Raw genomic sequence first — 24,612 nt, forward strand, 5'->3', positions numbered from 1 at the left:
TATAAAAATTGGTCTGTTTTTCTGTTGGTATAAAAAATCATTAAAAGTTTAAATTATAAAATCACATCTATTTTTGGATGTGATTTTCTGTAAGATAATCATATATATTATCAGCAAATACTTTTAACTTATGATTGATACCAGGTTCATTGATTGAATGTGCCGCACCATTAATAAAAGTTAATTTAACATTATTTAGTTCTTTAGCTAATAAATATGCACCTATTGGTCTGGTATCTACATCTTGACGACCATGCACAATATATGTTCTAATATCTTTTATTTTATGTGCATTTTCAAGAATATAATTATCCGAAGGTAAAAGTGATTTATTTAAAAAGAAATGTAATTGATTGTAAAATAAATCTTTGTGTTCTTCTTGAAGAACAGGTACTTGGCGAATTTGTTTTCGGCTTAAATACCTTTCTTGTGGTTCAATTGTAACAATTGATTCTTCTCACTCGCAAAAGTTTTGAATCAATTTAATCTCTTTTTCTTTTGCGTTCTTAGATTTTAAGATTTTAGTTCAAGCATTATAGTATTTTTCCAAAACTTTTTCACCATCATATTTAGCAACTGCATTATAAAATTTCTTATATGCTTCTGGATAAAAGGTTGCCGCTCCATTAGGTTCATATAGAAAATCAATGTCTTCTTGACGTGCTAAGAAAATTCCACGCAGTAACATAGAAGCAACATTTTCTGGGTATCTAATAGTATAAAGTAATGCTAATGTAGTCCCCCAACTTCCTGCAAATAAGGTTACTTTATTTAACTTAAAATGTTTTCTAATTCGCTCAATATCTTCAATTTGATCATCTATCGTGTTTGAATCAGGAATTCATTTTGGTTTGCTAGAACCACATCCCCTTTGATCAAAAGAAATTAAATAAAACTTACTTTTATCAAAAATTTTTAAATATGGATTTGGATTAAAAGCACCTGGTCCTCCATGTAAAATAATTACAGGATATCCACTAAAGCGGTTTCCACTAACACGATAATACAATTTATATCCATCTCCAACATCAAGGGAATCACTCAAAGTTAAGATATTTTTATCATTTCATTGGTTCATTATTTATTTTCATTAGGTCTAGAAAAGACATAATAACCATTTTCTGTAACTAGAACATCATCCTCAATTCTAGCACCACCTAAACCTTCGATATATATTCCGGGTTCAACTGTTATTATCATACCAGGTTCTAAAACATAATTAGAAAATTTTGAAACGTTAGGAAACTCATGAACATCAATACCTAACCCATGTCCAGTAGAATGCACAAAGTATTGTCCATAACCTTTTGCTTCAATATAATCACGGCATACTTTATCAATTTGTGATGCTTTGATACCAGGACGAACCGCTTTTCTCCCTGCTGCTGCTGCTTCTTTAACGATTTCTAAGATTTCAAGTTGCTTTGGATTTGCTAGTTTTTCATCACCTAAAATAAAGGTACGTGTAATATCTGCTGTATATCCTTTGTATTGAGCTCCAAAATCTATTTTTAGTAAATTGTTATTAACAAGTTTTTTATCAGTTGGATGATGATGAGGTTCCGCAGAAGCTTCAGCAGTTGCGACAATTTCCTCAAATCCTTCTTTTTCTGCACCTTTTAACTTTAATAAATAATTCAATTTAAAAGCAACTTCTTTTTCACTCATACCAGGTTTGATTCACTCTTTAAGTTCATTGAGTGCCTGCATAGAAATATCTACAGCTTTTTGTATTAACTCAATTTCTCCATCATCTTTTAATATTCTAAGATGTTGCGCTGAAACTCACTCAATATGATCCGGATTTACTCAAGATAAAATTTGATCTTGAACTTGTTTTACTAAATATTCTTTTTCAAGTGCTATTTTCTTAAAGTTCTTTGCTGCAAATCAATTTTTAACTGCATCACCTTTAATTAAAACAATTTCTACATTCTTTGCATTTTTTTGTGCATACTCAATATATCTTCCATCAACAAATAAGGTTGCTTCATCTTTTTCAATAGCGATGAATCCATCAGTTGTTTGAACTCCGGCATATCAAAGTCTTGTTTGTGGTGCTTCAGAAATTAAAACTTCTACACCAGTTTTAGCGAACATTTCATCTAATTTTTTACGGTTCATAAAACTCCTAAATTAAAAACGCAGTTATTGCTGCATTATTTCTTTTCTTTATGTGCTGTATGCGCATTACATTTATGACAGTGTTTTGCTAACTCTACTTTTTCAGGATGAGTTTTTTTATTTTTCTTTGAAATATAATTTTCCATTTTGCACTTTGTACATGCTAATGTATAACCTTCTCTTGGCATATAACTCCTTTATTTATTTAGTATTACTATTTTACCAAAATATTTTTTTTCTTACTTAAATTTACAAATATTTTACTAAGTATCTATTTCAAACATAGTTTGTGAATAAATTTGTTAATAATTTAAAATTATGAGATGTTTTAAAATCAATAAGAAAAAAATGGTAGAATTAAAATACAAAATATTATAGAGGTTTTATGGCACGCAGCGAGTTTAAAATTGTAGAAGCATTTACTAATATATTAGGACTAAAAAATAATACTGATGGTACCATTCCTCTTTATAAAAAAACATCTGATGCTAAATATGAAGCAACAAAACCAGATGGGTATTATTTTTATGATGGTGTAATTTTTATCTTAGATGCTAAAGCAGAAGGGGTAAAATTTGAAAAGCAAATTTATGACTATATGAAGTTTGAAAAACATAAGAATACCATCGGTTTTCAATATAACGGTATAAGCTTAAATGTTTTTATTAAGAATGATAAAGGTGAAATAAAATTATTATATAATGAAACTGAAGTAAAAAACCATAAATACTACAAAGATACCTACTTTAAAGATATCAAAGAAAATAATGAAGTTTTAATCAGTAATTATGCAATGCAGCTTGCAAATTCTTTTCGTAATGCTAAAATAAACAAGCAAATGACTGTCCCGTTCATTGGCGCTGTGATGCTTTGTTATAAATTTCAAGGAGATGATAAGTTAAATCGTGAATCAACAAGTTTGCTGCTTTCTAGTATTTTGGATGCTCTAAAAGATACTCCACTTACTGATGATATATCAAAACAAGAAAAGAAAAATAATATCTATAAATACCTTGATGATAAGACATTGAAAATGGCTAAAATTTCTGACTTAATTGAAATAGTTGATTCGATTCGTAATATTTATAACCTTATTAATATCAGTCACAAAGACTATAAAGGCCACGATATAATGAATGCTTTTTTAAAAGTTTTTCGTAAATGAAATTCAGCTAATTCAAATGAAAAAGGAGAAGTTTTTACACCCGATCACATCGCTCAAATAATGTACGAATTAATTGATGTTGATCCATTTAACGATGTTATAATGGACCCAACATGTGGGAGTGGTACCTTTTTAGTAAATGCAATGTTTAATATGTTTTCTAGCATAAATGATTTTTATTTAAAGCAAACAAATATAAATGCAAAAGAAAAAGAATATCAAATTGATAAAGCTTGCATCGAAGTAAAGGAAAAAAGAATCATTGGAATCGAATATGACGAATTTAATTCGACATTAGCAGGAATTAATATGCTATTACACGGTGATGGAAGTTCGCGAATTTATCAAGATGACTGCTTTAAAAGACTTGAAAGATTAAAATATGAGTATTCTAAGGTTTTAATGAATCCACCCTTTAGTCAAAGTGATAATGAATTAAAGTTTTTATATACAACTTTAAAATATTTAAAACCAGATGGGTTAATTGCATGTATTATACCTAAAACAAACCTAAACGGTAGAGATGCAAAAAATGTTGCATATCTCAAAAAAATATTTGAAATGTCTAAAATTACACAAATTATTTCACTTCCTAGGGATTTATTTCAACCTAATGCAGGTGTCAATACATCAGTGATAGTTTTAAAAAAATATGATTCACGAACACTCAAGAAAATAGATGCACTAAGACAAAATGCAGATGCATTATTAGCACACTGACATAATCAAGATATTTTGTTAGTAGATTTTACTAATGATGGATTTATCTATACTAATGAAAAACGATTGAAAACTAAATTATATGAAGAAAAAGTAGCAAGACTTAAAGAAGTTCTTAAGGGTAAATACACAGAATTTCAAGCTGTAATGCAAAATTTAAAATATGATGAAGAACTTGCATTTGAAAAATTTACAACAAATCGCCCTTTTGAAGTAAATAAAAACACTTTTATAAAATATATAAGAGAAAATTTATCTGCCAAAATTTTATGCGGCATCAGTAATAAATTAATTTTCTCACCTGTAGATATGCAAAAATATCAAAATATTAAATTTAAATATTTTAAAATATCTGATGTAATTGAATTTATTTCAAAAGGAATGCAAAAGAAATCAATTGATCGTAAATTAGAAAATAAATATGAGAACGGAATCCCAATAATAGTAGCAAAAAAAGACAATAACGGTATTGGTGGTTTACTTATAAAAGAAAAAGTATCTCAGACATTCAGTGATAAAATTTGCATCATTAACGGAGGAGATGGTGGTGGTGGGAAAACCTATTATTGTGATTTCGAATTTGGTGCCACTTCTTTTGTGAATATTTGTGATATTGTTCCAAAATACAAATCTGAATTTGATAATAAACCATTAGCTAAGTTTTACCTTGCTACCGTTATCAGTGAAAGACTCTTTAAATCAATCGGCCATGGTCGAACCTTACGAAGTGAAATTCCGAATGTAGAAATTAAACTACCCGTTAATTCTTATAATCAATTGGATATCGATTATATGAATGATTACATTTCATCTTTAAAAATCTTTAAGTAAAAAAGCAAGTAGTAGTGCTTCCGCCTACTTGCTTTGTTTACTTACTAAGATAAGCGACTATTTCAAAATGTGGGGTGTTTGGAAACATATCATAACCTTTGATGTAATTAATTTTAAAACCTTGTTGTTGTAAGTTTTGTAAATCACGTATAAAACTTCTTGGTTCACATGACATATAAATAAATGAATTTATATTATTCAATCATTTGGTCAATTTTGCATCTAAACCAGCTCTGGGTGGGTCTAAAACGACAATAGTATCATTAATATCTAAATTATACAAATCTATAACTTGATAAACATCGCCATTTATATATTTAGCCGATCTAAATCCATTTACATATGCATTATCTTTTGCTGCAGCAATTGCTTCTCTTGAAATATCTACACCTAAGATTTTATGTCTTTTATAAGCAACTAATTGTGAGATAATTCCAACACCACAATATAAATCGATGAAATTTTGTTTAAAGTTTTCTGATACTTTTTTATGCATATCATTAAAAATTTTGGTAGCCATCTCAATATTTATTTGAAAAAACGAATTTATATGCACATCAAAGGATTTTTTATTTATCAAAATTGAAAAAGGTTTTTTCTCAAAAATTAATTTTAATTTTTGATTTTGATAAAAATATAATTGAACTATATTATCAATAGATTTTAAAATATTAATTATTTCACTATAAACATTTTGATCATCAGAAAGATTGAATAACACTTGCACTTCGTTTATATGATTTATTCTTAAAGTTATTTCTCGAAATGCTTCTAAAACTTTATAACGATAACTTTTTTGTGAATATTGATTCAATGCATTAATTATTTTATCTAATGTTCTATTTAAAGAAATATTATTTTGGATTTTTATATCATTAGTTACTATAATATTATTCGAATTACTGTCATATTCTCCATAATACAAAATATTATCAATCAACTTTAACGGAACCTTAATTTTGTTACGGTAATGAGTTTGTTGGATTGCTGGTTGAAATGCATCAATTACTGATTCGTTAATATTTAAATTACGAATCAGATGTGATTTAAGGTAATTCTCTTTAAAAGCAACTTGTTGGTTATATGCTAAATTAATCAGTGGAGCACTATTGATGCAAGAATATGATTTATCACGATGTTCAGATTTAGTGATTAATTCAACCACTTTTGCAAAAGCAAATTTAGTAGTTTCTTTATAAATTTGAACTTTCGCCTTTTCACCGACAAAAAGATCATGCACAAAAATGGGTTTATTATGCTCACGAGTCACACCTAATCCTTGATAACTTAACTCTGTACAAGTAACTGTGATGATTTTATTGAGCATAAGCAAGATATAAAATATCTACCTTTCCATATCTTTTGCTTTTATAAACTATAAAGTCATCCGGAATAACTACTTCAGAAACTTTATTTGTTTCAATAATTATTTCTCCATCAATGTTTAATGTTTTTGTTTGAGAAATTAATTGTAAAGTATCATTTAGTAATTTGTAATCTAAATATGGAGCATCAAGATAAATGAAGTCAAATTTCATTGTATTACCTTGCAAAAAATTCAAGGCATCTGCTGCTACAGTGTTAATCTTATCTATTTTTAGACTCTGCAAATTTTCTTGTAGCACTCTAAAGACCTTTACATTTTTTTCCACTGCATATACTTTCAAAGCACCCCTACTTAATGCTTCTATCGCAATCGCACCCGAACCAGAAAAAAGATCTAAAAAACTTTTATTTTCTATTTTAAACTGCAATGAAGCAAAAACAGCCTCACGAACTTTATCTGTTGTAGGCCTTGTATCTCTTAAACCAGGCTGACTAATCTTTCTACTACGATATAAACCACTTATTATCCGTAACATTACCCCTCCAAAAATAACTACATTATAGTTATTTTATCATAATTTAAAACTTGAAAAATGTTGAATATTAATTTTTAGGTATCACTTCTCCGTATAAATTTATGCTTTCACGAAATGAAGCACTATTTTGATTTGTTTTAGTAAAATTTGTTGGCTGTAATACATTCGCATTATATATAATAGCAATTTGCTCAGTTGCTCCACCTTGAAAAAAAGCATATTTTGTGTTTTGTCACAATGTTTGTTCACGGGGTTGTAAAATTAATTTATAATTACCTCCATTTTTATTTAACTCATCTAAGATGTAGTTAACCGAATTTCCTTGTTTATCGTTTATTTCAGTTAAACCTATAACATCAAAACCAACTTTTTTAATCAAGGTGGCAATAGCATCTATTTTAAAGTCAGCAGTACTTTTGTAATCTGTAGTTTTTTTACCATAATTTTCGATATTTCAGTGTGCTATTCTTATAGTATTTGCTGGTTTTGGATAATTTGAATCAGTTGATTTTGCTGTATTTACTGTAATATTTTTTACTTTTACATCTGTAAAAACAGGTGCATGATCAGAAATTCTATATCTTATATTTCAATTAAAATTTTTGTCTTTATCATAACCTGCATATTGATTAGTATTTTTTATATATTCTTTAAATGCTTTATAAGTGTCAACTTTAAATTTTAAATTAGCATCATCAGATGTTGTAATAGTATCATAATATGAATCTTCGCCATTTAAATAATACATTTTATCATATGGATTTGCATAACCACCTTTTGTGTTTAACGATGTGTATCAATCCGGGTTTTTTGGTGAATCTGAAACAAGTACTCGATGAACATCAGATGAGAAATATTTATCTACTTTAAAGTTGGATGAATCAATATTTGTATCTCCTCCAAAAATTACAAGTGATTCATTGTTGCTATCTAAGTTTTTATAATAATTCAATAACTGCGGGATAGCAACAAATTCAGAAAATTCTTGAGCTCCGTTCTTTTTAACTACCAAATTGTTAAAACGACTTTTATATAATTCTGATGTTGTTTTAACAAACGATTCGCTATATTTGCTAGAGTTTTTAAGTTTCGCTCCAGGTGAATCAAGGTGATCAAAAACAGTTATTATCGGTGGCATTTTGGTGTTATTTTTTATTTCAAACTTTACTCCAAACGGTGGTCTTACAAAAACAGTTTGATTTTTATCTAATTTAGTGCTACTAGTATTTAAGTTTCTTTGTGAGTTATCAGAATAATCATCTTTTGAATCTGTTGTTAATGTAAATGTTTGACTTTCTTCTTGATTTGTTCTTTTGTTAAAGTAAGTTACTGTAAAGGTTTTTTTATCTTTATCTAATGATGTTGCAAAATATTTTGAATCATTTTGATCACCAGCAATGTTTGTTTGATCAAAACCTTTATTAAAATTCAATATTTGGTTGCTTGATTCGTTTGATTGTCCAAAAAAACCTAAGAAATTACCTTTATACAAATAAAGTTTATGTTTATATTTTGAACCTTGTGATTTATCATATTTTTCTGCTATTTTGTTAAATTCTTTGACATTTAAAACAAACACTCCACTTGTTTGTTCTGGATTCTTATTATCTTTTTGCTTATTAGGAGTTTGTTGTTTTGAATTATCGACTGGATTATTTTCATCATCACTATCAAGGTTAATAACTTGAGTCTCTATTTTATCTGGATTATTTTTATTTTTATATGTTATGGTAATTTTTTCGGTATCTGTATCTCAATTCATCTTAAAATGAGTTGGTTTTGATGCATCTGAACCAATTATATATTTAGCATAATCATCTTTATTAAAAGTAATATAATCTCCTAAGTCTTCGTTGTGCTTATCAAAACTAAAACTACCATCTGAATATACTAAATCCGGAAGTTGTTTATTATCAGAAGTTAAATCATCTAACATATTCATAAATTCATCAGCATTATCAGAATAAACTTTAAAAGGTTCACTGATTGTTTGTAATTGCTCTGATTTATTTATTTGCTCTTGTTTCAACGAATCAGGTGTATCAACTTGTTGACCATTTTCAATATTAAAACTTGATCAATAAATATCATCTGAAATAATTGGTTCTTGTTTAGGTATATATTGTGCAATTTTATAAGAAAATGCAATAACATTACCTTTTATCACATAATATATTTGTCCATTGATAAATGTTTTAGTTCCATTATTTGTTGTTGGTTCATTTGCATTCGCAGGTTGATATTCTGAATCGGTTTTTAAACTAAAAACATCAAAAGTTGAATCACTGCCTAGTTCTTTCACTTTCAAATATTTTGTTTCACCTGGTTGTTTAACTAATTTTCTTGTTTCATAGTTATAAAAAAGTTTTTCTTTTTTTGAAATTAATTCTTTAAGATTATCAACTGAGACGAGTTTAAAAAGATTGTTTGCATTATCTTTTGCCCATTTATCAATAGGTTTTGTATCTTCTTGTTTTTGTTGATTATTCTCTCCAAATTGATCTGATTTTTCAGATGACTTATCCTTTTTTTTATCTTCTGATAGTTTACCATCTTCTGGATTGTTAGTAGGTTTAGTTGGATTAGATTGCTGTGGTGTATTTTTAATCGGATTAGTTTCACTTGGATTTGTTGAAGTAGGGGGTTTTGATTGCTCTTTTGGATTTATAACAGGTGATGTACTACCTTTATTAGGATTTTTATCTTTATTAGGTGTGGATTTATCAAATCCATCGCTTTTTTGAGTGCTATTTTCACCATTGCAAGCGACAGCAACTACAACCGATGTAGAAGCTAAAATAACAGCAGAAAATCATCATTTTTTATACTTTGACATTACAACTCCTTTATCATAATAATTATAAATTTTTATAACTAAAACTTTAACAAATCACATCACTTTTTGCAAAAATTGTATTTTTGATAACATAGTTTTCATTTATATGGAATAAAATTCCCATTTATAAGATTTTTAATGACAAATCACTGCTTTTTTGTTTTATCTATTACATTTATAAAACAAAAATTGCAAAAATTTCAATAAAGTAACTAATAAATTTATAAATACAATTTATTATAGTAATATTTAAATATAGGAGAAAAATGTCTAAATTAATATGTCCAATCCGAGGTCAATTAAATATCAATGAAAAAGCAAAAGATGGTAAAACATCAACTGAAGAAAAGTTAAGAATTGATTTAATAAACATATTGCTTTCAAAAAATTATAATAAAGATGCTATATACTTAGAAGAAAAAATGCAAGTAGGTAGCAAAGGTTCACATCCAAAACTAATTGATTTAGCGATTAAGGATGGTGATTCATATTTATTAGTAGCAGAAGTTAAAAGAGATGATATCAGTGAAAAAGAAATAAAAGAAGCAATCTTATATCAGTTGCAAACTGCAATAAATTTAAAGAAAGCCAAATACGGTATTTTTTATAATGGTAGTCATCAAAAACTTTTTTATAAAGGCAATGAATACAATTTATCAATGCTACCTAATTATGGCGAAGAGTTTAAAACTGCTTTATTTAAATTTGATGAATTAGTCCCAATACAAAATGCAAAAGTGTTATTTGATGAGTTAGATTTGATTATTCATTCACTTGGTTATGGAAAAAATGAACGATATAAAGGTCTTTTTCAGGTGATATTAGCGAAATATTATGATGAACAATTTCATAAACATGATTTAAAATTTACTGCATTAACTACAAATATTGCAGTATTTGAAAAATTATGAGCAGATGCATATGATTATTATCAAAGAAATTTTGTGCAAGGACAGCAAGTACAAAAAGAACTTATTTTTAAATATGATGACTTGCAAAAAGTAATAAAACTTTTACAACCATATTCATTTATTAAAAGTAAATCCAGCGTACCACAAGATTTCTTTATGAAGTTTAGTTCAAAAATTTTAGATAAAATTAATATGGCACAATATTATACACCTGTTGCTATAATTGATTTTATAGTTAATATTTTAGATATTAAACCCTATCAAGCTGTCATTGATCCAGCTGGTGGTAGTGCAGATTTTTTAACTGGGGTTATCCAAAAATACAAAAATAATCCAGATTATAAAGATATGAAAGACAATTTATATTATTGAGATATTTCAAAAGACGCTTGTTCTGTTGCATTCTTTAATATGGTATTAAACGGTGATGGTAGAACTAAAATTCATCAAATCGATAGCATTGCAAATTGAAATAAAAATAACAGCTTTTTTGATTTTGTCATTACAAATCCACCTTTTGGTAGCAAAGTTAAATTTATGGGGAATCAAAGTATTCTAAAACATTACAAACTTAATGAACATTGTAACGGACAATTAGGGGTTTTATTTATCGAAAGAGCAATGAATCTGCTTAAGGAGAATGGAATTTTAGCAATTGTGCTGCCTAGTGGTTATTTAAATAATCAACAACAAAGTTATATCAGAAAATACTTAATTGATAATTTTCATATCTTAGCAGATATCTCTTTTCCAGAAGGGGTATTTAAGGGTGCTGAAACAGGAGTAAAAACTGATGTATTATTTGTAAAGAAAACTAAACGAATACACAATTATAAAATTTTTACAGATGTAGTCAAAAACATCGGTTTTGACTTTAATACAAAAAATTTACCTCCTATTTATAAAATAAATGAAGAAAATGGTGAAATTCTAAAAGATGCGAATAATGAAGCAATTTTAAACACTGATTTACCTGAAATTCTAAAAAGAATGCAGCAGTTTGCTTATGATGAAAAAATCATTGGATTGTCACAGGTTAATCACTCGATAAATTACGGATATACCTATATGCAAGACTTAGACAGTTCATTAAAGTTAAAACCAGAATTATCAAACACAAAAATTTCTTTAATTTTAAATGATAAAAGTTTATATTCTCTGCGAGAATATAAACAAAATAATCAAAACGGATTAATTATTGAAAAAAAGACAAAAAACTTTGAAAAATCAATTATAAAAAGCAAAATTTATTCATACATCCCGATTGCTCAAACACATAGCAAAGGTTTATATACACTTTCAAACAAGCTACGTGGATGACAAATTCAAAATATTTCAAGAGCGAAGCAAATAGGTCACAAAGACAGCATTTATTTACCTTATTTATATGGTTCATATGATAAATTCTTTTATTTTAATTTGGATAATTCAGATGTCATTATCTCAAATGGTTTTTATCGAATTTATATCAATGACGAAAAGGTAAGGTATTCATTTTTTAAATTTTTATTTGATCAAAGTTATAAAATCCAATTTCAAGCTTTTGCTACTGGTCACATTCAAACCAATATTATCGAAGAACGGATATTAGACTTTCATTTTAAATTACTTGATAAAGAAGAAATCAACCAAGTAAAACAAATGATAAAAGTATTCGATGAATGCATTAAAGTACGTGGATAACACTGCATCATAGGAATAAAAATAAACTAGCATTAGCTAGTTTGTTTTCTTCTTCTGTGTCTTAAAACAACAAGGATGATAATTCAAATAAGTCCTAAGGTCAAAATACTTGCAAGGGGGATATATGGTTTTAGTTTTGCTGAAACAATTGATTGAGAATCAATCAATGAATCTAGTTTGCTATTAATTAACTCATAACCATTTAAATTATCATTGGAATTAAATTGTTCTTTTAATGCTGCTACTTCATTTGTTGGTTTAAGTCTATCAAACTTGCTTTCTATTAAAGTTTGTAAGTATGATTTACGTTGTGTTTCTGTTTGATATGCATTATTTGCATATGAGAGTTTTTCTCTTAATGTATTTAAATCATTTGCATCGTATTTTACTGAATTTAATTCAGAAATATGAGTAACTGCTTGTAATCTTGCAGCAACATCTTCTAATGCTTTATTTAAAACTGATTTTTCACTTGCTTCTTGTTTTAAGGTTTCTAAGACATCATCATATAACTTTTGGTATGAATCTAAATAAGATGTTGAATCCAGTTTGTCTGTATATGTATCAATGTTTTTGTGATCACTTAACTTACTAATACTTTCTTCGATTTTAGAACGATATTCATTTTTTAATTTATCTTCTGATGCTTTTGCTTGAACTACTTCATTTTTATATTTTCTTAAATCGATAACATTTTTAATTTCTACATATTCATTATTATCATATTTAACAATATTTTGTGGTTGCTCAAGTTGTTTAACAGTTGATTTTATTTGATTTGTTAATGAAATTATTTCATCGGATTCGATGCTTAGAGCGATGTTAAGCAAACGATATAAAGCTTCATAGTCATTTAAATTCTCGATTTTATTATATAAACTTGTATATGTTTTAATATATGCAGGTGTAGTAAGTTTTTTTAGCATATTTAGGATTAATTCTTTTAACGATTCTTTACGTTCTGATTCGGATGTATATGCATCTGTAACATCTGCTAAGAATACTCTTAATTTTGGTATGCTGTTTGCTTTCAAAAGACTTACTTCATTATATAAACTGATGTGATCAAGGTTTTCTAAAAGTGGCATATAGTTATGAATCTGAGTTTGTAATTTTGTCTTTTCAACCGATTCTTTGCTTAATATTTCATCTAATTTATCATTTAAAGCGATTAAAGAATTTAAATTTGTTGTTTTATGAAACTTATCAGAATATATTTCGATGTTTTCTGGTTCTTCTAATAAAGCAACCTTAGCAACAATTTGTTTTCTTAGATTTTCCTTTTGCACATCTTCACTATGTTTTGCTGCTGCAACTTTTGCTTTATAAACTCTTAGATCTTCTAGATTATCGATGTTAGCGAAATTCTTGGTATTATAGGTAAAAATATGCTCAAAGTCTTCTAATGAATTTAATAAATCACTGATTTGTTCTTTTAACAAACGAACTTCACTGTGTTCAGAATCATATACTTCAGAAATTTTTGCATACAATGCTTCATAGTAGTTAAGTTGATTGATTTGGTTGCTGTGATGGTATTTTTTGTTATATAAAATAATGTTATAGTTATCTTCTAAACCTCTTAGTTTATTTTCAATTAAGGTTTTTAATTCTGTTTTTCGTTGTTTTTCACTTTGTAAAGCATTAGAGGTATCTGTATAATACTCTCTTAAATCATTTAAATTAGTTAGTTTCAATAAATTGTTTTCATTATAAACAACTATATGATTAAAGTCTTCTAATTGTGGATATAATGATGTAATTTTAATTCGTAATTGCTCTCTTTCTTGTTCTTCTTGTTTTAAAACATCAGAAAGTTTAGCACTAAGTGGAGTGTAATTTATGAGTAAATCGCTGTTTTGCGAATTAGCATATTTTTCTGTATATGTTTGTATATTTTGCGAATCTTCTAGCTTTGCTAATTGTGAATCAATCTGTGCTTTAATTCTTGCTTTTTCTGCTGCTTCCTGTGCAAGTGCTATATTTAATTCATCTAAGAAATTTTGTAAATCTCTCTTACTGGTAGTTGTAAACAATCGTTTAGCATTTAATTTAATAATATGCTGCGCTTCTTCTAAGTGTGGTAATTTTTCTTTAATTTCTTCACGGATGTTAAACTTAATTGTATCTTCGTTGATAACATCAACTAATGCATCATTAAGAGCATGCAACGAATCAATATGTGTATTTTGATTTAATTTATGAGCTCATTTGATAAAGGTGTCAAAATCGTGCAATTTAGCAATTTTGTCTGCTGTTTGTCCAAATAACTTGCTAAATTCACTTTCTTCAACTGCTGATTCAGCATCAATTTTGGTTTTAAACGATCTTAAATCATTTAATTCCTTAGAGTTTTTAATGCTGCGATATTCAGTGTTTAATGTAGCAATTTGATCAAATAATCTTAACTTACTTAATACAGTTTCAATGTGATCTTGAAGTTTTTGTTTTTCATGTGTTTCTTCAGCATACATATTATCTGTTTCTTTTAATAATTCACGAAGTTGGGTTAAAGTGGTAGCAGTTTGCAATTTATCTTTAACTTTCTTGATATTACCTTGATCTTGCAATTTTGCTAAAATCTCATTAATTTTTGCTTTTAACTGTTTTCTTTCAGTCTCTTCAGTTTTTAATGCTTGATCTATTTTATAATCTAAACCAAAATAACTATTTAGATTAGGATTTTTTTCAACTTTTGTATTTAAATCATTGAAGCTCTTGATATTATCAGGATCTTCTAATTTTGTTAAATTAGTCTTTATGTTATTTTTATATTTTTCTTTTTCTGAATTCTCCTTAGTTTGAGCTGCTGTTACTTTATTTAATAATTGTTGTAAGTTGCTTTGTCCGTTTGTTCGCGATAAAACATCCATATTATATTTACTAATATGATCAAAGTCTTCTAGTGATTCAACAATCTTTTTGATTTTTTCTCTTAAATCATACTCTTTTTGATCTTCTGCTTTAGCATTATCTACCTGGGTTTTCAATGCTCTTAAAGCATTTAACTCAGTTGTATTCTTACGTTTTAATGCTAAATTAATCGCATTATTAAAATCATGGAATTTTAACAACTCATCTATTATTTCCTTGTGTAACTTATCCTTTTCTTCATCTTCTTTTTTAATTAAATCTTGTGCTTCGTTATTTAATTCACGCAATTTATTTAAATCAGATGTAACATTGGGTTTTTTGGTTGTTATAGTCGTTTTATGAGTTGCATCTTCGAGTTGATTAGCAAGTGTATCAATATTATTTGATAACTGCTGACGCATTTGTTCTTCTTGTTGCAATGCTTGATCAAGGTCAGTTTTTAATGCTCTAAAATCATTTAAATTATTGGTTTTCTTAGCATAATCAAATTGGTGTTTATAAGTATCTAAATTGTTTTTATCTTGTAATTTCTTTATATTTTCTTCTATTTCTTTTTTAAGAGCTTCTTTTTGTGCTGCTTCTTCTTTTATTTCCTGTTTAACTTGATCTAAGAGTATTTTCAAACTAGTTGAATTTTTATATTCGTTTAATTGATCATAAATGCTATTTATAGTATTTTGATCATTAAGTTTTGGAACTTCAATTGTTTTAATTTCAGAAATTAAGTGTTGTTGTAATGTTTCTTCAGCAAATTGTGCATAAACTTCTTTGTCTAAATTACGCAATTCAACAAGTTTTTTAGCCGAATCCATTTTTGCTTTCAATTTTTGCTTTTCTGTTGCGTTTGTTAATTTATCATAATCTTCTTTAATCTTTGCTTTTAGCCGCTCTTTTTCTTGTTCTTCTTTTGCAACTTGTGATTTAACATTAACAAATAACTCATCGAGATCTTTTGGCTGTGTAGTTTTAATAAAATCATCACTTAACAATGAACGATTAATCGGGTCCTCAAGTTTTTTTGCCTCTTCTAGTGCTTTTGCACGCACCGATTCAAGTCGTTCTTCTTCTGCATTAACTGCATCAATATGTTTGCTTAGTTTTTCTAATTCAGCAATGGTGTTTGAATTTGCTAATGATGCACGATTTGATAATTGATTATCAGGATACATTAAATGATCAATTTTATCTTTTATTTCTTGCTTTAATTGTTCTTTTTTAGCGTGTTCTTGATCTAAAAGTTCTTGTGCTCTTTCTCTTAAAACACGCATGTGTGGAAGTTTTGTATCAGTTGTTTTTTTGTTTTCTATTTCTTGACGGTTATTATCTAATTCTAACTTGTTATATAACTGATCAATTTGGTTTGTTAATGAATTCTTTTCGAATGTCTCATCTTTTATTCTTTGTTCAGTAGCACTTTTGGTTTCTCTTAATTTAATTAAATTATTAGATGTGTTTGCTAAATCAGTATCAACTTGATTTTGATTTTCAGGATCTTCAAGTTGATTTTTAAGTTTAGCAATCTCTGCTCTCAATTCAGATTTTTCTTGTGTTTCTTTATTTATTAGAAGTTGTGCTTGATTTTTAGCATTATTAAGTTGTTCAATTGTGCTATTTTGATTATACATATTATTAACTTGTAATTGATGCTCTGATAAATCAAGTTGCGATACACTTTGCTCTATTTCGCTACGAAGTTGTGCTTTTTCAGCATTTTCAGCATCTAAGCGAGCTTGTACCTGAGGTAAAAAATCGCGATAATCATTTAAGTTTTTGCTTGATAAATTATTTAAAAACTCATTAACAAAGCTTTGATTTTCAGATTTCTCTAATTTTGAAAGAATGCTTCTTATTTTGTTTTCAGTGTCTTGTTTTTCGTGATTTTCTGCTGCTATTTGATCATTCATCTCTGATTCTAATGCATAAACAGAGTTAACATTTAAATTCTTGGTATTATATAAATTCTTAAGTTTTTGCAACTTAGCATCTAAATAAGAATGTTTATTTACATCTTGAATTTGTGCTAGTAAGTTAGGAAGTTTTGTAGAAGTGTATGTGGCACGAGCATTTTCTTCGCTATCCACTGCAGCTTGAACTTTTATTTTTAATTGATCAAGTCCGACTTTTTGAGTTGCTGCTAATAACTTGTCATTATATTTGACAACATTATTATAATCTTGAAGCGAATTAAGTAGTTGTGTAATATCATAACGTTTTTGATCTTCATCTGCAATTTCAATTAATTGGTTATTAAATTCTTCGAGTTTTAATAAATCAGTTATCGGATGATATTTTGCTTCTTGCTCATCAGCAATCTTTTGATTATGCATATTAGCAAGTAGTTTTTTAATATTATTATTTGCTTGATCGCGACGATGTATTTCGGAAGCTTTCGTTTCTTGTGCTTGCTGTAAAATACTTTCAATTGTTGATCTGCCACGTAAATCATCAATTGCTTTTTCTTGATATTGACTTTGATTTTTGTTTGCCGGATCTTCTAAAGTCGCTACAACTTGCTTAATTTGTGCTTTTAAAGCGAGTTCTTCAGCTTCAGTTGCAACAGCAGAATTTACATCATTTAATAAAGTTTGTAAATTAGCAATGCTGCTAGTGGTATTAAGTTTATTTTGAAAACTACTTTGATTTTCTGGGTAAGTTAATTTAGTGATTGCATTAAGAATTTGTTTCTTTAAATCGGATTTTAGATTATCTTCTTCTTGTTTAAAGTTATTTATCTTAGTTTTAAGTGTTTCTAAAGAATTAATAGTATGTGATGAATTTAAATCATTATCAACTTCTTGGATATGGTTTGTTTGCTCTAATTTAGATTTAATTGCTTGAATTTGATTAGTTAAAAGTGCTTTTTGTAGATTTTCATTATTTAAAAATCCTTGTGCTTTGTTTTTTAATGCAGTTAACTGAGCAACAGATAAATTAGCATTATTCAATTCATTTTGAACATCTGATTTATGATTTTGTAATTCTAATAATGCAAGTGTTGAATTAATTTGGTTTCTTAATTCGGTTTTTTCTGTATTAACTAAATTTTCTGCTTGTGTTTTCAAGTTTTCAAGAGCATTAATTTGAGAAGTAGATGATAAATTATTTCTAATTAATTCCTTGTTTGAATCTTTTCCTAATTGATCAATTAAAACATTAATATCATTTTTTAATTGTTGAGTTTGTTGCTCTTCGTCACGAAGATATTGTTCAGCAGTTTGTTTTAGTGTTTCTAATGTAGGAATAGTTGCATTTTGTCTTTGATTAGTAATAGGATTGATATGATTATCAAGTTGTAATCTTGAAACTAAATTATCTAATTCAGTATTTAACGCTACTTTTTTAGCATCTTCTTGTGCTTTTAGATTATCAGCTTGTATTTTTAAACTTTGCAATTGTGCAATTGTTTGTGAAGTAGGTAAAGAATTATTAATGGTATCTTGGTTATTTTGAATTTCCAATAAACCTGCTGTATGAGTTATATCTGAACGAAGTTGAGCTTTTTGATTATCTTCACTAGTTTTAAATTCATTAGCTTTTTGTAATAATTGCTCTAGTGCTGCAACAGTATCTGAACTAGTTAAGCCTGTATTAATTTCATTTTTATGAGTTTCTAGTTCTAAATTTGTTAAAACAGCATTAATTTGTGCTTTTAGCTTTTCTTTTTGTTCTTGTTCAATAGTTTCTTGAATTTTCTTTTCTAATCCGATAAAGAAGTTAAGGTTATCAGTGGTTTTTAACTTATTAAATTTATCAGTATATAAAGTAATGTTTTCTTGTTTGGTAAGTTGTCTAATTTTTTCATCTATTTGAACTTTTAACTCTTGTTTTAAATGACTTTCATTATTTACAGCAGCAGATGAATTAGTATACATTTTTTCAAGTGCCGACACACCACGAGTTTTCTTTAAGGTTTTTTCATTATATAAAATTAAATTTGAAAAATCCTCTAGGTTAGTAATATTTTGTCTGATTAAAGTTCTTAAATTATTTTCTTGTTCATCAATTTGTTTTTGCTGCTCTACTTTGGTTTTTAAAGAGCGAAGTTGCACTAAATTAGTTGTTGTTTTTAATTCTTCTGATAATGGTTTTGTGTTTTCGCTATCATAAAAATTACTTAAAAGGCCCTTTATTTGTGTTTGTAAATCAGTTTTTTCTCTTTGTTCTTGAGCTAACATCTCTTCAGATTGAGTTTTAAGATGCTGTAGACTATATAATAAAGTTGTTTTAGGTAATTTTTCAGTTAATGTATTAATATGTTCAGGGTCTTCAGATAATGTTTTATTATGTTCAATTTGTTGTTTTAGTTGTGTCTTTTGATTATTTTCACTTATATATTGAGCATTAATTTCATTATATAAAGATTGTAAGACATTTGTATCTGCAAATTCATCAAATTTATTATGTAACTTAACTGACTCAGGGATATCTTCTAATTTTGTCAATTCTTCTTTGATCTTCTTTATCAATTCATTTTGTTTATTCAAATCAGTTAATCAAGTTTGTTTTATTAATGCTGCTTTTTTATTTAAAATATCACGATAAAATGCATCAACTTGGTGTTGACTTAGATTTTCTGGGTGTGTAATTTGACTTTGCACACTTGATATTTTATTTTCATATTCTTGATATGATTCAGATGTATATACAATCGGGTTATTTAATGCTTTATTGGTAATTTCGTGTTGCACTAAAGTAAGATCAACCTTTTTATTATAGTGATCTCTTGCATAAATTAATGCATCTTTAATAGCATCTAAACTTGCTTGTGTATATGATTGATCTTTACTTTGATTTCCTTCTGTAATTTGTTTTAAAGCATTAGTAGCAGTAGTTTTTCAATGTAAAAATTCATTTTTAGATGCTTCAGTTCATAAATTATAATCACTCGGATCAACTTTATTAACTTCATTTTGTAAAGCTGTTTTATCGGTAGATACCGATGCAACTTGCACTGGATCAAAGTCATAAACTTCTAGTATCTTAGGTCTTTTAGTTTCTCAAGCAATTTTAATTTGCACAACTTTTTGATTTTGAGGTAGGATAAATTCATTAAGGTTGTTAGTTAATGTTCCTAAGAGATGGAAGGTGTTTGTTTCATTTTCGTTACGATAATATACCTTTGCAAGCGAATTACTTTCAATGGTTAAAATACGTAAATGTTTATTAATAAGTGACTTATCATCGATGGTATAAATTAATTCACCGTTTTCTTGTTTTGGTTGATAATAAGTACTTAAATCCTTATCATGAAGAAAATCTAATTTACTATCATCGGTTGGTTCATATTTAGTTCCTAAAAAATAGTTACTAGTATAGTTAGGTTGTTGGATTTTATTATGATTTACGACTATTTCATTGATTTTAAGTTTTTTATTGCTTGGATAATTAGCTTTTATTAAAATCTTGATATATCTAGCTTTTTGATTTGAAATCGAATCGTTTCCTCAATATTTAAACCCTGGATAACGATGGTCATTGATAAGTTTAGGATTCACAGCATATTTAGAATCGTAAGAACCAGTAGCGACATTTTTTAATATTGTTGTTGAATCAGCATCGGTAGTAGTATCTCCGATACTAAAAACAGTGTGTCAAGAACTTTTATCAGATGAAACTTGTACATCCATATCCCTTGGATAATCAGATGTATCATCTTGAGTATATAAACGTAGAGATTTTATATCTGTTTGACGACCTAAATCGTAAATAATATAATTATTTGCATTAATATTTGGACCAAATTGATCGTATGTAAAAACCGAACCATCTAGTTCATTATTTCGTTCTGTTTGTGGATTTTGTGTGATATCTGTTGAATCAAATTTTGGATTTAAAGCAAGGTTTTCTACTGTAACAGTTATCTTTTTAAAACTTAAAGTTAAATCCGAACTTCCTGAGTTAAATAAAGCAATATAGCGGGCTTTAGTGTTTGCAGCAATAGTATCTGATGCAGCATCAACTCATTCATAACCATTATCAGAATATTGTAATTTTAATGCATTAGAATTAGCGGTTGAATTGTCATATTCTTTATTAAATGTCTGAATATTTTGAATTTTACTTAAATCTAAACCGATTCTCTCGTTTGCTTTTAAGGTAATATCTTGCTTTTCTTCAGGACTTTTTTGATGGTATAACTCAAATGTATCGTATCCATCATATTTAGCAAGCAAATCATTAACTGCTGCATTTTCACTATAAACATAATCAGTACTGTCTTGTTTATTTTCTGTGAATGCAATGGTATTAATATTAAATCCAAAATTTTCTGCTTTTAAGGTTCTTAAACGAAGTCCTGTAACGGTTCCAAAATTATCTGCTTTTGAAATATTAATCGTAATATCATCACCAGATAAATCATATGTTCTTCAAGGAATATAAACATTATTGATTTTCTTTTCTATACTTATTTGGCTGGTGCGATCTCCTGCTCCTGGATTTTGATCATTGACATATTTATATAACAAACGAATTGATTTAAGATTTTTTGGATTTGAAAAATTAATATCAAAACCATCATTTTGACTTAATGAACCACCTGTTGATGTCGCTTTTAATCAAGCGAATGTGTGATCATCACCATCAAACATTAAATTTGGTCCTTTATTATCGTGTATTAACAAACGATTAATATCAGCAGTAGTATAGTTGTATCTATCATTATTAGTTAAAAATACTCTTATTTCATCTATACGTCATCAATGCTGAACCTCTGATGTGTTTTTAATTCTAAAATCTTTTGCATGTGCATATCCTGTTACAACTGTTGAATTTTCATCTCATTTTAAATGAGCTGAACCAAATTGCTTTCATTGTCTACTGGTATCTTTTTCATCTTCATCTTTATATTCGATGATTGCATCTTGTGGTAAATCAGTTGCAGAATCAAATGATTGGTTAATATAAATATGTGAAACTCATTGCTTTTTATCTAAACTAAAACCTACTGTAGCATCCCTCGGAATGTTTGCACCAACATTAACATCACTGCTTCCTTGTTTACCTTGAACCACCTTGGTAAATGCAGCACCTGTTGAATCTAAATCATCAAACATTTTATCAGTGCTTTTGTTTTGATAAACAAGATACATTAAATTAGTAGTATTATCAGCATTATAACTAACATTTGAATATCTTTCTCATGTTTTATTTGATGTTAATTCACCTGAATTAATAACGAATTCTTGTAAACGAACTCATTTTTGTCTAGGAGTAGTATCATTGTTTATTAATCTTACTTTTGTTACATTTGCTATATTTTGATTATTTAAAACAATCGGATTATATTGATTTGCAGATGTAACATTAACATTTCAACCATTTACATCAGTTCAAGTACTATTTGTAGATGTTTGATATTGAACTTTTGCATTTATAAAGTAATCTTCACGCAGTCCTAAATATTTCACTTGTAATGATTTAAGGGTGATTGGTTGATTAAATTCAACACCAAAATAATCATTTTGATGTAATTGTCCACTACTATTTTTTAAAATAACTTGATACGGGTTTCCTTTGTAAAAAACTGTATCGGTTCCACCTTTACCCAGGCTATCTTGACGTTGTAAATTAGTTATAAATGTTTGTGTCAATTTTATAGGCGGGATAAAAAGTGATGATTCAATTCTTGGTTTCAATCAAGAAACTAATCATTCTAAAAAAGGCATCAAATGTTGACTACCCACAATAGCATCATATGATTGTCCGTTATAAGTAATTTTATGAGTAGTTTTCAACTCATTAAGTAATTCTATTCCACGATTATAATAACTGATAAAGTCTTTGCTGCTATTTTCTTGTTTTTTAATCACAGATAAAAGAAGAACTTTTGCTGTTTGTGAAAGATTTATAAATGTATCAAGATAAACCGACATTTCCTTGCTAAATTCAGCATTTTGTGATGTTTTAAGAATACTTGCTGCTTTTTCAAGATCATGAAAATCTGTAATCAATGCTTCTGCTTTTGTTTTATCAAAATGATTCGATGCTAAATTTGTTTTAAAAGCATCTATTTTAGTTTGGATTTCTTCGGATTCATTGATACTTGGATAATTACTAATATCTGGTTTTTTAATATGTTTAGAAAGTTTTAAATATGATTGAGTTTCAATATCAAAAATATTGCTTTTATTAAGTGCATTAGAAAATGCTGCTTGATAAATATTATTTATTTCAGTATCATTTCTTCAGATCTTTCATCCAAAATTCGCAGCAGCAAATGCAGCAATTTTTGATGCTTGTGCATGTTGCATCGGATTAATTAATACACCTTGCAAGTTGTCTGCTGTTACATCAGTTCCAAAAAATTCTTTATAACCACCTAATATCAGTTGTGCAGGTGCATCTGAATTATTTGGTCAATTAACTCATGCAACAGGGGTTTTGTTGGTTGTAGTTTTAAATGTTGTTAAAGATGTATTATGTACCCCTGCATAAGCGCCAGTTGCTGAATTAATTATTTCAACTTCTGACGGAAAATTAGCATAAGGGTTTGATGTTATAGTAGAATTTCTATTAGCAGGTGCATAAATTAAATTAGTACTTAAGTCACTCGTAGTTTGTTGTTTTTCTTTTAATCAAATAATTAAATCATTTAGTATTTTTGTTTCATATGTCACTTGTTGCGAAGTATTTTCAGAAAAGGGTTGATTTTCTGCAAATAAACCAAATTTTCTTATCCCTGCTGTAATAAGTTGTTCAAATTTAGTTTTTATCTTTAATAAACTTTCATCGTAGTTTGCAACTGTGATTTTATCATTTGAATCAAAAGGATCAAGCATATAAACTAAATTTATTTTAGTTTTCTTGGATTCTTGGATTAACTTTGAAAATTTATTTGTAAGTTCATCAGATGTATATTCTGTTTTTCATTGATCTTTTGTTTTTTGATCATCTTTATCAAAGTATAGATATGAGTTAAGTTTATAATAACTTCCTCATTTCATAAAATCTATTTTTGCATTTAAATCTCATGGTGTCCCGTTATTATAACTAAACACTCCACGAAGTTTTACATCTGAATAATCTTGAATATTAAATGTTTCAATTTGATCACCATCAAGTTGATTAAGAATATGTCAAAAAGTTGTGGCACCATAAAATGCTGCTGTGTTATTTTTTGCTAACAAAGTAATGTAATTACGTTTTGAAGATAAAATATATGAATCATTATGTGATTTTAAAGATGCGTTAAAATCAAGCCCTAATAAACTTGCTTTTTTATCAATATATGTATCGGTGTTGTCGGTTGTTCCAATTAAAATGTTTGTTTTACCATCACTATCTTTAAACGAACGACTTTCAGTAACAGTTAAATTTCTTAATTGTAAAGCTTCTTTAATTCTTGATTTAACTGCTTCATCAATTCCTTTTTCAAAAACTAAATTAACTTCTTTAGATAATAAATATTTTTTATTATCTACATATGTTATAGATTTAACAGTTGGAAAAATTTGATATATTTTATGATTGCTTGAATTATTTGGTTGTTGATTTGTTGCACTAGCAGTAGATACAGTTAATCCTACTGCCGCAGCAGCTGTTGCTGTTAAAACAAGTTTATATTTCTTTAATCGCATAAATTACCTCTATGTTAGATAATTAAAA

The 24,612-nt window shown here is 27.6% G+C and carries 9 protein-coding genes; 2 read left to right on the forward strand and 7 right to left on the reverse strand.

The genetic code is table 4. The features are described from left to right. Nucleotides 1-67: 67 nt before the first annotated feature. Genes ACXYRK_RS00380 through rpmG form a run of 3 tightly spaced genes read right to left on the reverse strand, consistent with a single transcriptional unit; the run spans nt 68 to nt 2,312 of the window. Nucleotides 68-1,078, reverse strand: coding sequence for an alpha/beta fold hydrolase (locus ACXYRK_RS00380; RefSeq protein ID WP_458617463.1), 1,011 nt, complete (start codon nt 1,076-1,078; stop codon nt 68-70). Then, on the reverse strand, nt 1,078-2,124 hold the full coding sequence (locus ACXYRK_RS00385) for a M24 family metallopeptidase (protein ID WP_458617464.1): 1,047 nt from the start codon (nt 2,122-2,124) through the stop codon (nt 1,078-1,080). Before ACXYRK_RS00385 ends, ACXYRK_RS00380 begins: the two co-directional genes overlap by 1 nt. A gap of 35 nt (nt 2,125-2,159) precedes the next feature. After that, a complete protein-coding gene (gene rpmG / locus ACXYRK_RS00390; protein WP_458607229.1) occupies nt 2,160-2,312 on the reverse strand; it encodes a 50S ribosomal protein L33 in 153 nt (50 codons plus the stop codon). 197 nt (nt 2,313-2,509) lie between these two features. Between rpmG and ACXYRK_RS00395 the strand changes: the two genes are divergently transcribed. After that, nucleotides 2,510-4,840 carry an HsdM family class I SAM-dependent methyltransferase gene (locus tag ACXYRK_RS00395; RefSeq protein ID WP_458617465.1) on the forward strand — a complete coding sequence of 777 codons (2,331 nt, stop codon included), beginning with the start codon at nt 2,510-2,512 and terminating at the stop codon, nt 4,838-4,840. A gap of 37 nt (nt 4,841-4,877) precedes the next feature. Here the strand turns inward: ACXYRK_RS00395 and rlmD are convergent, their stop codons facing one another. The 3 genes from rlmD to ACXYRK_RS00410 form a co-directional block, all read right to left on the reverse strand. Continuing rightward, nucleotides 4,878-6,167 carry a 23S rRNA (uracil(1939)-C(5))-methyltransferase RlmD gene (gene rlmD, locus ACXYRK_RS00400; protein WP_458617467.1) on the reverse strand — a complete coding sequence of 430 codons (1,290 nt, stop codon included), beginning with the start codon at nt 6,165-6,167 and terminating at the stop codon, nt 4,878-4,880. Beyond that, a complete protein-coding gene (gene rsmD, locus ACXYRK_RS00405; protein WP_458617469.1) occupies nt 6,157-6,702 on the reverse strand; it encodes a 16S rRNA (guanine(966)-N(2))-methyltransferase RsmD in 546 nt (181 codons plus the stop codon). Before rsmD ends, rlmD begins: the two co-directional genes overlap by 11 nt. 67 nt (nt 6,703-6,769) lie before the next feature. Further along, the gene (locus tag ACXYRK_RS00410; protein WP_458617471.1) at nt 6,770-9,538 is read right to left on the reverse strand and encodes an exonuclease/endonuclease/phosphatase family protein; all 2,769 of its coding nucleotides are present in this window, start codon (nt 9,536-9,538) and stop codon (nt 6,770-6,772) included. 266 nt (nt 9,539-9,804) lie between these two features. Here ACXYRK_RS00410 and ACXYRK_RS00415 point away from each other — a divergent pair, with 266 nt between their 5' ends. Then, nucleotides 9,805-12,132 carry an HsdM family class I SAM-dependent methyltransferase gene (locus tag ACXYRK_RS00415; RefSeq protein WP_458617473.1) on the forward strand — a complete coding sequence of 776 codons (2,328 nt, stop codon included), beginning with the start codon at nt 9,805-9,807 and terminating at the stop codon, nt 12,130-12,132. 32 nt (nt 12,133-12,164) lie between these two features. Here the strand turns inward: ACXYRK_RS00415 and ACXYRK_RS00420 are convergent, their stop codons facing one another. Further along, nucleotides 12,165-24,584: a beta-N-acetylglucosaminidase domain-containing protein gene (locus ACXYRK_RS00420; RefSeq protein ID WP_458617475.1), complete on the reverse strand. Its 12,420-nt coding sequence runs from the start codon at nt 24,582-24,584 to the stop codon at nt 12,165-12,167. Between the last annotated feature and the right edge of the window lie 28 nt (nt 24,585-24,612).

Source organism: Mycoplasma sp. AC1221 (assembly GCF_054353815.1).